This window comes from Streptomyces sp. DSM 40750 (assembly GCF_024612035.1).
Taxonomy (GTDB): domain Bacteria; phylum Actinomycetota; class Actinomycetes; order Streptomycetales; family Streptomycetaceae; genus Streptomyces.
Window position 1 is genome coordinate 9,168,800 of sequence record NZ_CP102513.1, and the last position, 12,312, is coordinate 9,181,111.

14 protein-coding genes and 1 pseudogene are annotated in these 12,312 nt (G+C 67.1%); 13 read left to right on the forward strand and 2 right to left on the reverse strand.

Going from position 1 to position 12,312, the window contains the following annotated elements:
• Nucleotides 1–37 precede the first annotated feature (37 nt).
• On the forward strand, nucleotides 38–769 hold the full coding sequence (locus JIX55_RS40165) for a thioesterase II family protein (protein ID WP_257568126.1): 732 nt from the start codon (nucleotides 38–40) through the stop codon (nucleotides 767–769).
• Here JIX55_RS40165 and JIX55_RS40170 read toward each other — a convergent pair.
• A complete protein-coding gene (locus tag JIX55_RS40170; RefSeq protein ID WP_257568127.1) occupies nucleotides 764–1,891 on the reverse strand; it encodes an aminotransferase class I/II-fold pyridoxal phosphate-dependent enzyme in 1,128 nt (375 codons plus the stop codon). The genes JIX55_RS40165 and JIX55_RS40170 overlap by 6 nt on opposite strands.
• The gene (locus tag JIX55_RS40175) at nucleotides 1,888–2,946 is read right to left on the reverse strand and encodes a fatty acid desaturase (RefSeq protein WP_257568128.1); all 1,059 of its coding nucleotides are present in this window, start codon (nucleotides 2,944–2,946) and stop codon (nucleotides 1,888–1,890) included. The genes JIX55_RS40170 and JIX55_RS40175 overlap by 4 nt, the downstream gene beginning before the upstream one ends.
• 577 nt (nucleotides 2,947–3,523) lie before the next feature.
• On the opposite strand from JIX55_RS40175, the gene JIX55_RS40180 reads away from it, so the two are divergent.
• The 12 genes and pseudogenes from JIX55_RS40180 to JIX55_RS40235 all read left to right on the forward strand — a co-directional run bounded on the left by JIX55_RS40180 (nucleotide 3,524) and on the right by JIX55_RS40235 (nucleotide 12,247).
• Nucleotides 3,524–3,871 carry a hypothetical protein gene (locus JIX55_RS40180; protein ID WP_257568129.1) on the forward strand — a complete coding sequence of 116 codons (348 nt, stop codon included), beginning with the start codon at nucleotides 3,524–3,526 and terminating at the stop codon, nucleotides 3,869–3,871.
• Nucleotides 3,864–5,324 (forward strand): pyridoxal phosphate-dependent decarboxylase family protein, encoded by a 1,461-nt coding sequence (locus JIX55_RS40185; RefSeq protein WP_257568130.1) that lies wholly within the window; start codon nucleotides 3,864–3,866, stop codon nucleotides 5,322–5,324. Before JIX55_RS40180 ends, JIX55_RS40185 begins: the two co-directional genes overlap by 8 nt.
• Nucleotides 5,325–5,339: 15 nt before the next feature.
• Complete coding sequence (locus JIX55_RS40190) at nucleotides 5,340–5,657, forward strand: Dabb family protein (RefSeq protein WP_257568131.1); 318 nt, start codon at nucleotides 5,340–5,342, stop codon at nucleotides 5,655–5,657.
• Between the two features lie 6 nt (nucleotides 5,658–5,663).
• Nucleotides 5,664–6,578: a phytanoyl-CoA dioxygenase family protein gene (locus JIX55_RS40195; RefSeq protein WP_257568132.1), complete on the forward strand. Its 915-nt coding sequence runs from the start codon at nucleotides 5,664–5,666 to the stop codon at nucleotides 6,576–6,578.
• Between the two features lie 77 nt (nucleotides 6,579–6,655).
• The gene (gene hppD, locus JIX55_RS40200) at nucleotides 6,656–7,669 is read left to right on the forward strand and encodes a 4-hydroxyphenylpyruvate dioxygenase (protein WP_257568133.1); all 1,014 of its coding nucleotides are present in this window, start codon (nucleotides 6,656–6,658) and stop codon (nucleotides 7,667–7,669) included.
• Nucleotides 7,666–10,104, forward strand: coding sequence for an aminotransferase class I/II-fold pyridoxal phosphate-dependent enzyme (locus tag JIX55_RS40205; RefSeq protein WP_257568134.1), 2,439 nt, complete (start codon nucleotides 7,666–7,668; stop codon nucleotides 10,102–10,104). The genes hppD and JIX55_RS40205 overlap by 4 nt, the downstream gene beginning before the upstream one ends.
• Nucleotides 10,105–10,272: 168 nt before the next feature.
• Nucleotides 10,273–10,566 (forward strand): hypothetical protein, encoded by a 294-nt coding sequence (locus JIX55_RS40210; RefSeq protein WP_257568135.1) that lies wholly within the window; start codon nucleotides 10,273–10,275, stop codon nucleotides 10,564–10,566.
• Nucleotides 10,567–10,634: 68 nt separating this feature from the next.
• Entirely contained in the window at nucleotides 10,635–11,174 is a 540-nt protein-coding gene (locus JIX55_RS51635) for a transposase (RefSeq protein ID WP_443046642.1), read from the forward strand.
• A gap of 60 nt (nucleotides 11,175–11,234) precedes the next feature.
• Nucleotides 11,235–11,414 (forward strand): annotated as a pseudogene (locus JIX55_RS40220) (hypothetical protein); the annotation flags it as partial.
• 51 nt (nucleotides 11,415–11,465) lie between these two features.
• Complete coding sequence (locus JIX55_RS40225; RefSeq protein ID WP_257569744.1) at nucleotides 11,466–11,672, forward strand: hypothetical protein; 207 nt, start codon at nucleotides 11,466–11,468, stop codon at nucleotides 11,670–11,672.
• 60 nt (nucleotides 11,673–11,732) lie between these two features.
• A complete protein-coding gene (locus JIX55_RS40230) occupies nucleotides 11,733–11,996 on the forward strand; it encodes a hypothetical protein (RefSeq protein WP_257568136.1) in 264 nt (87 codons plus the stop codon).
• Entirely contained in the window at nucleotides 11,993–12,247 is a 255-nt protein-coding gene (locus JIX55_RS40235) for a tyrosine-type recombinase/integrase (protein WP_257568137.1), read from the forward strand. Before JIX55_RS40230 ends, JIX55_RS40235 begins: the two co-directional genes overlap by 4 nt.
• Nucleotides 12,248–12,312 lie beyond the last annotated feature (65 nt).

Below are 12,312 nucleotides of genomic sequence, written 5' to 3' on the forward strand. Positions count from 1 at the left end.
CCGAACCGCCGTACTCCCACCGGCAGAAGGCTTCTCCATGTTCACCACGTTCCGCCGCCCACTCAGGCACCAGCGCCGCCTCATCTGCTTCCCCTTCGCCGGGGGAGGCGAAAGCCACTTCCGGGACTGGGCCGGGCGGATCCCTGACGCCGACGTCGTCGCGGCCCGCCTCGCCGGCCGGGAGAGCCGCTTCGCGGAGCCGGCCCAGAACGACTTCTCCGCCCTGCTCGACGAACTCGTCGGGGCGATCGAGCCGTTCCTCGGCGCCCAGAACACGTTGTTCGGCCACAGCTTCGGCGGCTTGCTGGCCTTCGAGGTCGCGAGAAACCTCGAGACCCGGGGACACGGGCCGGCACTCGTGATCATCTCCGGCTGCGACGCACCGCGGACGATCGTCTCCGCTCCCAAGCCGCAGGACCTCAGCGACGATGTGCTGCTCGCCGGACTGGCCGCGCACAGCGCGGTCCCCAGCGAGATGGTGGAGAGCAGAGAACTGATGGGCCTGGTGCTGCCGGCGTTCCGGGCCGATCTCCGGGCCAAGGCGAGCTATCGCATCGACCCGGCGGCCCGGCCGCTGGGCCGGCCGGTCCGCCTCTACTACGGCACCGAGGAAGCGTTCGACCCGGAGCAGGCGCGGGAGGGGTGGGCCGAGGTGGTGTCAGGCACGATCACCATGTCCGGATTCCCCGGAGGGCACTTCTTCGTGAACAGCGCGCGTCAGGACGTCCTGGACACCATCAGCAAGGACATGGCCCGAGCCCGGCTATGACCGGAACCGCCGGGCCAGGTGGTCGTCCAGCCGGTCCAGGGCTTCGGGGAGCATGGTGCGGCCCAGGCCGATGCGGAAGCGGTTGTCGTCGAGGTCGAAGACGCTGTCCGGGAGCAGCAGGACGCTCTGTTCGAGAGCGAGGTCCCTGACGAAGTCCTCGACCGGGACGGGCAGCAGCAGCCGAGGGAACCCCATGGGGGTGGCGCGTGGCGGTTCCCAGGCGAGCGCGTCGGAGTGCTGCCGGATGAACGTATCGACGAGCGCGAGGTTGTCGAGGATGATCCGCCTGCTGCGGGTGACCAGGTGGTCTCGTGCCCGCAGGGCGATGAGAGCCAGGATCTCCGACGGCGCCGAGGCGCAGACCGTGGTGTAGTCCTTGATGCCCCGGGCCGCCTGTGTCAGGGCTTTGTCGCGGGTGGCCATCCAGCCGACGCGCAGTCCCGCCAGGGCGTACGCCTTGGACAACACCCCGATGCTGACGGCACTTTCGCTCAGGTCGCTGGCCGCGGGCAGGGTGGTGCCGGGTTCGAATTCCAGGTAGCGGTAGACCTCGTCGGAGACGACGGTGACGCCGGCTTCGGTGGCCAGGGCGATCAGGGCCTCGAAGTCGCTGCGGCTGGGCAGGGCGCCCGTCGGGTTGTGGGGGAAGTTGATGAACAACGCGCGGGTGGTCGGCCGGAGCGCGGCCCTGACAGCGTCGAGGTCCAGGCGCCAGCCGCGGTCGGCGTCCAGCCGGACCGTGGTGAAGTCGGCGCCGAGAGCGGGGATCACACGGTGCAGCCCCTCGAACGCCGGCCAGATGACGACGGCGTGATCGCCGGGGCCCAGAAGGGCGTTGGTGACGAGGAACAGTGCTTCCACGGCGCCGCCGCCGCAGACGGTGACGTGGTCGGCCTCGGTCCTGGTGTATTGATCGGCGATCGCCTCGCGCAGCAGGGGGTGCCCGAGGGGGTCGGTGTAGCCGAGCTCCAGTCCTTCCCACAGGGCCAGGGCCTCGGGGTCGGCGAGGTCCAGCAGTTCGCGCATGCGGTAGCTGTCGACGTCCGAGGCGCAGGCCACGTAGTCGACGGCGGACTCCCACTGCCCGAAGAAGTGCTCGATCTTGCAGCTCTGCGGAATCACTGCGCGTGGCCTCCTGCGTCCTTGGTTCCGGCGGGGCTCGATGCGGAGGCTGTCGGGAGTGCCTGGGCCCTCGCGGGAGTGTCGGCGGGCAGCAGCTCGTAGATCTGTCTCATCCCGCCCAGCACCCCGTTCAACCGGGGCAGCGCCGCGTACACCGGATCACGGCGCAGAATCGCGTCTACCTGGCGCATCCGCCACATGGGCGTCCGCGGGAACAGGTGGTGAACCAGGTGGAAGCCCTCCCCGTCCGCCTCCCCGAGCAGGAAGCGGGACACGAGGCCGTACACACGGTTCCAGGTCAGGTAGATGTCCACGCGCGGTGCGGTCTCGATCAGCGGGAAGTGCTCCATGAGCTCGGCCACGGCGCCGATCCAGACCTGCGTCGTGACCAGAGGCACGAACCAGAGCGCCAGAAGCCAGGGCCACCAGCCGCCGATCACCGCCCACACCAGCACCCCGGCCAGCAACGTCACCCGCATCCATCGCTCGGCCGGGCGCTCGTCCTTGGTCACGATCCGGTGCCGCAGCAGGTAGAGCACGTACGAGGCGGTGGCACGGGGGCCCACGACCGTCCGCAGATACCGGCGGAGCGACGCACGACCGAGATCGTCGCCACACAGTCCGTTGTCCCGGTACTGCCGGTAGTCGGGATCGAGCTCCGGATCCCCTAGCCGGCCGTGGTGATCGCCGAGGTGCGAGGCCCGATAGCCGGTGAAGCTCTGGAGTACCGGGTATCCGCCGAACAACGCCCCGATGATGTCGCCGGTGCGGTGGTGTGCCATGAACGCGCGGTGGACGGACATGTGCAACACCCCGGCGACGGCCCGCTGACGGCCGCCGATGAAGAAGACGGCGACGATGTAGACCGGTACGGCCGCCCACAGGGGGAAGTGACGGAAGGCCAGTACCGATGCCGCGCACCATGCTGCGATCCAGAACCAGTGCTCGATCACTTCGAGCGGCCCATGCCAGTTGTCCGGACGCGACGCTGCCCGGACTTCGGCGAGGATCTCCGGCGAGAAACGGAATCGTTCGTTGCGATGAGCTGTGGACACAGTCGTAGTCCTCCCCGGCGGGACCTTTCCATGGTGCCCTGTGTCAGTCAAGGGCTCATGGTTGTCGTTGAAGTGGCGGGCTGTTTACAGCAGTTGGGCTCATTGGCGTGGAACGGGGCGCATTGCCGGACGAGCCGGATGGTCTGGGTCCGGTGCCGGCCCCGCTGGGTGCCGCGGCAGGGTCCCTGGACTTCGCTGCCTTCCCCGCGACTTCCCGCCGTGGGAAACGTCTACAGATACTTCGCGAAATGGGCGAAGGGAGGCGTGTTCCTCGGTCCAGTGGTTCTCGGTCTCGGCCGGGACCTGGAGCCTGCCTCGTCGTCGAGTTTGACAGAGCCTTGCTCAGACCACTCTTCGGACTGTAACTTTATGACCGCATGTCGTTTCGTGATCGGACCTATATCGACGCTTGCGTTCGGCGCTTGCCCTGGGGATGTGTTCGCCTTTCACCGAATTCGCACTGGCCATCGCTCCCCACGCCGAAATCTTCCGGCAGCAGGCTCCACGGGTGGAAACCTGAATACGTCCGTTCTGACGTCTCATCGCTATCCAAGTCGACTGAGGATGGTTGCTTCGCATGGTCACGGTCATTGAGAACTGGCTGTTGAAACCCGAATTCTCCGAGCAGGCTCTCGAGCTGATGCAGGAAATGGACGACATCGTGGGCCCCAACGCGCATGATGACCCGGGATGGTGCGAACACGGGCGCTTCTATCAGCTGCAGAGCCGGCCTGCGGAAGTCTGGATGATGTACACATGGCGCTCCCGGGAGGCGCATGAGGTTTTCATCAAGAAGGAAGAGGAACTCCTTACGGACTTCTACGAGCGGTTCTGTGAGCGGCCGCGCCAGATCATCTACTTCACGGAACTACCGGTAGATGTGGAGGCAGGCGTCGACCAGCACGGCGATGCATCCCATGGCTGACACCATGCATGACTGGTCACCGGGCGAGTTCGAGGACCACGGCGCCGAGGTCCTGGCTGCGATACGCGAACATTTCGAGCAGATTCGGCAGGTGCCCGTCAGTCGACCCTATGACACCCAGCTGTTGCTCGAAGAGTTCGACGGTCCGATGCCGGACGAAGGTGAAGAATTCAAGACGATTCTCGCGGAGACGCGCCAGAAGGTCGTGCCGAACCTGGTGCAGTGGAATCACCCGTCCTTCTTCGGATATTTCCCCACCTGCGCCAGCTTCCCGGGCGTACTGGCCGAGACCGTCACGGCCGCACTGAACGTCAACACCATGCTGTGGAAGACGAGCCCCGCCGGCTCCGCGGTGGAGACCGTCGTGCTGCGCTGGCTGGCCGATCTCGCCGGGTACGACACCGACGCGGACGGCTTACTGCTGGGCGGGGCGTCGTTGGCGACGATGTTCGCTCTGGGTGCCGCACGAGACGCCGCGCTGGGTCCGGGCGTTCGCGAGGACGGCCTCGCCGCCGCCGGCAGGCTGCGGGTCTACGCCAGCGACCAGGCACACAGTTCGGTCGAGAAATCGGTGATCGCGCTTGGATTCGGTTCGCGCAATCTGGTGCGCATCGAATCGGATGAGAATTATCGTATGCGGCCCGAAGAACTGGAGGCCGCACTGCGGCAGGATCTGGCCGCAGGGGCAAAGCCGGTGGCCGTCGTGGCTACCGTGGGCACGACATCGACAGGTGCCGCCGACGATCTCACGGCGATCGCGCGCATCACCGAACGCTACGGAGTCTGGCTCCATGTCGATGCCGCCTACGGGGGCTTCTATCGTGCCTGTCCCACATTGCGTGATCGCGTCGAAGACGTCCGTCTCGGTGACTCGCTGGTCGTGAACCCGCAGAAGACGCTCCTCGTCCCCTTGGACTCGACCGCCCTGTTCTGCCGCCGTAAAGGGGCACTCGCAGAATCGTTTCGCATAGTGCCGGACTACCTTACGTCCGAGCAGCCTGCCGCATTCGACTACATGGACCTTTCACCACAACTGGGCCGCGGGTTCCGTGCGTTGAAGGCATGGTGGGTGCTCCGCTCCTTCGGGCGTAACGGGTTGACATCCCACCTGGAACGATCCCTCGAGATGGCCGACGAACTGCGAGAGAACGCGACCGGGCACGAGGACTGGACCGTCGTCGGCGCGACGCCATACCCTCTCGTTTGCCTGCGCTATACACCGAAGCGAAACGGCAGACTGCTGCCCCGGGATGAACGCGACAGGCTGAATGCGGCGATCGTCGGCGCCGTCAACAAGAGCGGTCAGGCATTCGTCTCTCACTCGGTTCTGAAAGACGGTTATGTGATCCGCGTCGCCGTCGGAAATGTTCGTACGACGCCGGCGGACGTGAAAGCACTGTGGCGGCTGCTCACGTCGACAGCCGAATCCCAGTATGCCGATCGGCAGTTCTGACGGAGGTACCGGCACATGATCCAGCATATCGTCCTTCTCAAACTGCGGCCGCCGTACAGCCCGGACGAACCGCCACTTCAGGAGCTCGAACGGGACACGAATCGCCTCCAGGACGCCATCCCGGCCATCAAGGAGATGCGGTTCGGGAGGAATGTGACGCAACGGGCCGATGCCCACGACTACGCGCTCGTCGCCCTGTTCTCGGACGAGGACGCGCTGGCGAGCTACCTGGATCACCCCGCTCATCGTGAGGTGTCCGCACGATGGGCGGCCGTTAGCGACCGCGCGGTCGCCGACCTGTACGAAGCCCAGTCCCCCCACGAGGAGGAGTAAGTCCCCTTGGACGACCAGTCCTTCGATCTGACAGACGAAGACCGCGCCTTGTTGCCTGACGCGTCGGACATCGCTTTCTACGCCGAGCACGGTTGGTGGCTCTCTCCGAAAGTGTTCACCGATGATGAAATCGATACGCTCCTCGAAGCGAGCGAGCGATTCTATGCCGGACACCGCGACCGACACCTGCCACGACGACCGAAGCGTCTTTCCTACTGGGTGCCGGAAATGGGCGACATCCAGCGCCACAACGACTACATCCACTACGAGGACGACACCATCGGAGCCATCCTCCGTAAACCGCTGATCGGCGCGGTGGCGGCGCGACTGGCTGAGACCGACGCCATCCGCGTCTTCCAGGCGACGCTCATCTACAAGCCTCCGCGCCGGGGAGAGACGAGCAACGTGGTTCCTTGGCACTTCGACCGCGACTATTGGGCGACATCGACCAGTGACAACATGCTCACGGCGTTCGTGCCGCTCCACGACTGCAACATGGAAATGGGCACGATCGAGATGATCGACGGTTCGCACCGATGGAAGGAACTGGATCGGAGCGCCGTCACCGCCAGGCACTTCGCCGAGATCCGCCAGGAAGCCGATGCGGCACTGCAGGCAACTGCCGAGCACAACGGCGCGACGGTCAAGAAGGTCCCGGTAGAAATTCCCCAAGGCCATATGAGCTTCCATCACTGTCGCGTCTACCACGGCAGCGGAACGAATCGCTCCTCGCAGCCGCGACGCGCCATCTCCCTGCACCTGCAGGACAGCGCCAATGAGTACCGGGAATGGCGCCTCGTCGACGGATCGACTGCGGAGTACAACCACGACGTCCTCGTCAGACGCACCGCAGACGGCCGTCCCGACTACGCCGATCCGGAATTCTGTCCGACGATCTGGCGCGAACGCGGCGACAGTTGATGCGATCGAGGCCGATGTCTCTTCCGGAAATGGTCCGCCGAGCGCCGGGAACACCGGCTCCGAAAGGATGAACCACCTTGCACGACATCGCCTACCTGGAGTTCTCCGCGACCGACCACGGATCGGTGGTGGACTACTTCACCCGGTCGTTCGGCTTCACCGAGGCGGCCTCCTGTGAGGAGCCGCACCGGTCGTCGACGCTGCTGCGACAGGGCGACGTCCGGATCATCGTCACCTCGGGCCCCGCCACGGAGACCTATCTGGCAGCACACGGCGACGGCGTCTCCGATGTCGCGTTCTACTGCACCGACATACCGGCCGCCATGGCACGGGCCGAGGCTGCCGGCGCTCGCCGGCTCGGACCGGCGACACTCTCCGGATTCGGCGACGTGCGGCACACCCTGGTGCAGCGGAGCCCGGACACGGACGCGAACACCGGGTACCCGGACGACCGCGCCTGGGTCGCATCGGCGGCCCGACCGGGCCCGGCGACCGAGGGATTCATCCGTGAGCTGGACCACCTCGCGGTCCTGGTCCCGCACGGGACGCTGCATGACACCGTGCACTTCTACGAGGACGCGTTCGACCTCAAGCAATACAGCAGCGAATACGTGGAGGTCGGCGCACAGGCGATGGACTCGATCGTGGTGCGCAGCGGCTCCGGCAAGGTGACTTTCACGATCATCGAGCCTGACGCGACCCGCCAGACAGGCCAGGTCGACGGGTTCCTGAGCCGCAACGCCGGCGCCGGCGTCCAGCACCCGGCGTTCCTCGTCGACGACATCGTCGGCGCGGTCCGCGGCTTCCGTGAACGAGGTGTCAGATTCCTGAACACACCCGACGCCTATTACCAGGCGCTGACCGAGCGGGTGGGCCATCTGCAGGAGACCATCGACGACCTGCGCGACACCAACGTCCTGGCCGACCGCGACGAATGGGGCTACCTGCTCCAGCTGTTCACCGAATCCCCCTACGAGCGGAACACGACGTTCTTCGAACTCATCCAGCGGCGTGGAGCGCAGGGCTTCGGGGCCGGCAACATCAAGGCGCTGTACGAGTCGGTCGAGCGCGAACGGGTGAGCGGGGCATGACCGGGAAGGCGCCGGAACGGTCCGTACTCACGCTCGCCGACTACGAGCGGCTGGCCCGCGCACGTCTGGCCCCGGACGTATGGGACTGGATCGTCGGCGGGGCGGGGGAGGAGCGGACGCTCGCGGCCAACACCGAGGCATTCGACGACGTCCGCCTGCTGCCGCGGCTGCTGACCGGGGCGCCGGCGCCCGATCCGGCGACAAAGGTGCTCGGCACGGCATGGAGCGCCCCAGTTGGCGTGGCACCCATGGCCTACCACACCATCGCCGACCCGGAAGGCGAGCTAGCCACCGTGCGCGCAGCGGGCGACGTCGGCGTACCCGTGGTGGTCAGCACCTTCGCCGGGCGGACGTTCGAGGAGCTGGCCTCGCAGGCCCGGGCACCGCTCTGGCTGCAGACCTACTGCTTCCGCGACCGGACCGTGACCCGCGAGCTGGTGGCCCGCGCCGAGGAAGCCGGATTCGAGGCACTGATGCTGACCGCCGACGCGCCGAGGCTCGGCCGGCGCCGGCGCGATCTACGCAACGGATTCCGGCTTCCGCCGGGCATCGTTCCGGCGAATCTGCCGGAGGCGGACTACTCCTCGCCCGGCTCTCACGCCTCGACGGAATTCGACCCGGCCATGGACTGGTCGATCGTCGACTGGCTCCGCTCGATCAGCCGACTCCCCGTCCTCATCAAGGGGCTGCTGGCACCCGGCGACGCCATCCGCGCCCTCGAATCCGGCGCCGACGGAATCGTGGTCTCCAACCACGGCGGCCGGCAATTGGACGGCGTCCCCGCCGCGATCGAGGCACTGCCCCCGATCGCGGACGCCGTGGCCGGGCGCTGCACGCTGCTCCTCGACGGCGGCGTGCGACGCGCCACCGACGTCCTGGCCGCCCTCGCCTCCGGCGCCGACGCCGTGCTCATGGGACGCCCGGTGCTCTACGGCCTGGCCGTCGACGGCGAAGCGGGCGTGCGGCACGTCCTGCAGACCGTCCGCGAAGAGTTCCGTGACGCCATGGCGCTGGCCGGGGCAGGTTCCGTGGCAGACCTCGACCCGGGGCTGCTCGCCCCGCCCCGCCCCGTCACCACGCGCCGACAGCCCCCGCCCCGCGGCATCAGCGCACCCACGCCCCCCGAAGACGGCCGGATGCGCAAGGAGGACCTGCACGCCAGCCTGGCCGACCCCGTGCTGGACACGATGACCTTCCTCAACGAGATCACGGCGCGATACCCCGACGCGGTGTCGTTCGCGCCCGGCCGCCCCTTCGAAGGGTTCTTCTCCGTCCAGGAAATCCACGAGCATCTCGACCGCTACCTGGACCACCTGAGCCGCCAGGGGAAGTCACCCGAGGACATCCGCACGTTCCTGTATCAATACGGCGCCGCGGCGGGCCAGATCCGCGACGTCGTGGCCGACTCGCTCCGCGCCGACGAAGGCATCGACGTCCCTCCCGAAGCCGTCGTCGTCACCGTCGGCTGTCAGGAGGCCATGCTCATCACGCTGCGGGCACTGTTCCGTGGCCGGGACGACGTTCTGCTCGTCTCGACGCCGGCCTACGTGGGCATCACCGGAGCCGCCCGGCTGCTGGACATCCTGGTGACAGGGGTCGAGGAGAGCCCGGTCACCGGCCTGTCCTGCGCCGCCGTCGAAGCCGCCGTCCACGCCGAACGCGCGCGAGGCAGACGGCCGAAGGCCCTGTACGTGGTCCCCGACCACTCGAACCCGTCAGGGAAGACGATCGACGCGCCGACCCGGCGTGAGCTGCTCGACCTGGCCTCGCGTCTCGACTTCCTCGTACTGGAGGACAGTCCGTATCGCGGAGTGAGCCCGGGCGAGCGGGTCCCCACGCTGAAGGCCCTCGACCGAGACCGCCGGGTCGTGCACCTGGGCTCGTACTCGAAGACCGCGTTCCCCGGCGCCCGGGTCGGCTTCGCGGTGGCGGACCAGATCGTCGTCGACACCGACGGCTCCACCACGCTGCTGGCCGACGAACTCGCCAAGGTGAAGAGCATGGTGACCGTGAACACCTCGTCGCTGAGCCAGGCGGTCGTCGCGGGCATGCTGCTCGCAGCCGACGGCGAGCTGTCCAAGTCCAACGAACCCGCGGCCCGGCACTACGGCCACTCGCTGAAAACTCTGCTCACCAGTCTGGAAGAACACTTCCCCGCCGACCGCCGGAATGCTCACCGCGTCCACTGGAATGCTCCGACCGGCGGCTTCTTCCTCGCAGTCCACGTCCCGTTCCCGGCAGACGAACAGGCTCTCGCACGCTCCGCCGAGGACTTCGGCGTCATCTGGACCCCCATGTCGTACTTCCACCCGAACGGCGGCGGAGAGAACACCCTGCGCCTGTCCTTCAGCCTCCTGACACCGGACCGCATCCGCTCCGGCGTCAGAAGACTGGCCGATTTCATCGAGGCCGAGACGGCGAGAACGACTGACTGACTGATCGGCCCGCCCGGCCAGACCCCACGCCGGCCTTGGTGCTCCGCGCGGGCAGCCGATCGCCCCACCCACCCTGCCCGCGCATGCACCCGCAGAGGGCTTCGCTTCCTGGAGCTGCTCGGCGACATCGAACTCGACCCCCACAAGCTGGGCAGCGCCCTGCCCAAGGTGCGCCAGTCCCGGGATGCCGGGCCCGACCGGTACGGCATGACGATCACCGTCTCCGCGTTCCTCCACGGCGGCTCACGCGCCATGACCGTACGGGGGCGGGACTGGGACGAGGTGATCGGCAAGGCGAGCATCTGGATCGTGAGCACTCTGCTGCCCGTCACCCGCGCCGGGAGACTCCCTCCTTGGCGTCACTGGTGGGGCAGAGAGCTCAGACCGGAGCTGTACCAGGCCTACCAGGAAGCGACCGACCTCGGCCGCGCCGGACGGCATCATGAGGCGTCGGAACGGTAGTTCAGGGCCGTACAGCTGGATCCGACGAATCCCTGTCTGCGACCGAACTGGCCGAGATGCAGGAGAAGATGGGATTGCACGTCGACGCGCTCGACACCACTCAGCGGGCTCTCACCCTCGACGGGCAGACCGCGCGCGCCTACCAGAGGCGTCTGTGGCAGAGCCGCTGGAACCCGCACTGGCGTCGGTTCCGGTACCTCCGGCACCCTCGCCGGTACCGCGAGGTCCTAGGTCTCCGCTATCGCAACTCGATCATCCTCGGCACGGCAGAGGTGACGGCGGAGCAGTGGTACGGACGAGAGGGCGCGCAGAGCGAGCGGAACCCGCAGCGGGAGGCCGCCGATCCGGGTCAGGTAGGAGCCGTCCGGCAGCAGCGCCAGCACCGGCGGTCGTCGGGTGCTGGTAGCACGTATCCCGGATACGACGGCGGCAAGTCACGTGACGGCCGTAAGCGTCACATCCTGACCGATACCGAGGGCCTGCTCCTGGAGGTGACCGTGACCACGGCCGATGTGCACGACTCCAAGGCCGCCCCCGCGCTGCTGGAGACGTTCACGGACCAGCCGGGACGGCTGCTGAAATATCACCTGAGGCGCCAGACGCCGTAGAGCGCCATTCCCCCTCGACAAGGAGGCTCACCTGGCCGGCTACATCGAGGACGCCAAGGCGTGGCTTCGCCGAGCAGCCACGGACGAGGCGCGAAGCGAGTTCCTAGACCCGCGCGACGGATCCATCAGGCTGGTCGACTACATCGCGATGCACTGGACGCGGGCAGAGCGGGGGCTCCGAAGACTCAGGACAACCAGGAGCGGAAGGCACGGCTGCACATCACTCCGCATCTGGGCCTACTCCCGCTCAGGAACATCACGGCGGCGGATCTGCGGGCGTACATAGCGAAGTTGGAGGCCATCGTCTCCTCGGTCGACTACCGGCGCGGCATCCTGTCTGAGCTGTCCTCCATTCTGGAGGCGGCCGTCGATGACAAGCGGCTCGCCAGGAACCCCATGCACGCCAAGTCCGTGCGATGGCCCAAGGCGCCGCAGGAGCGCCGCGAAGCTTGGCTGTTGGGGATAGCGCTGCGAGTTCGCGACGTCATAAGCCCATGAAGCCGGATAGCCGTCGTACTCGGTCTGGGCTGCGGGCTCCGCCAGGGCAAGGTGTTCGGATTGAGCCCGGAGGACATCGACTACGCGAGAGGCGTGCTTCACGTCCGCCGCCAAGTCCAGGCGATCAAGGGGAGGCTGTACTTTACCCTTCCGTTGGGAAAGCCGGAGGCGGAGGGACAGCGGAAGAGGTTCTCCCTGCTGCTCACCACGCGATTCGGCAACGCCATTGCGGTGAACACGTGGAACACCTACTCCTGGAAGCCCGCCTTGGCCAAGGCGGGCGTCATCCCGCCGCGCGACGATGGAGCGAAGGACTGGCAGTGAGGGGGGCAGCGCCGAAGGACGGCTTCCACGTGCTGCGGCACACCTATGCCTCGATCATGCTGGAGGCTGGAGAGTCCGTGGTGACCGTGGCGCGGTGGCTCGGGCACTCCTCGCCGACGATCACCCTCGGTTACTATGCTCACTTCATGCCGGAGGCCGGAGGCAAGGGGCGGACGGCCATCGACGGATCGTTGGGGAGGCAGGAAGATCTGCATGCCGGTCCGTACTCCGCAGAGTCTCCCCAGGGCTGATGACGGGCAATTCCCGCGGGGTGACGCGTCAGCGGGCGACCGTGAATTGCAAGGTCTATGAGGCA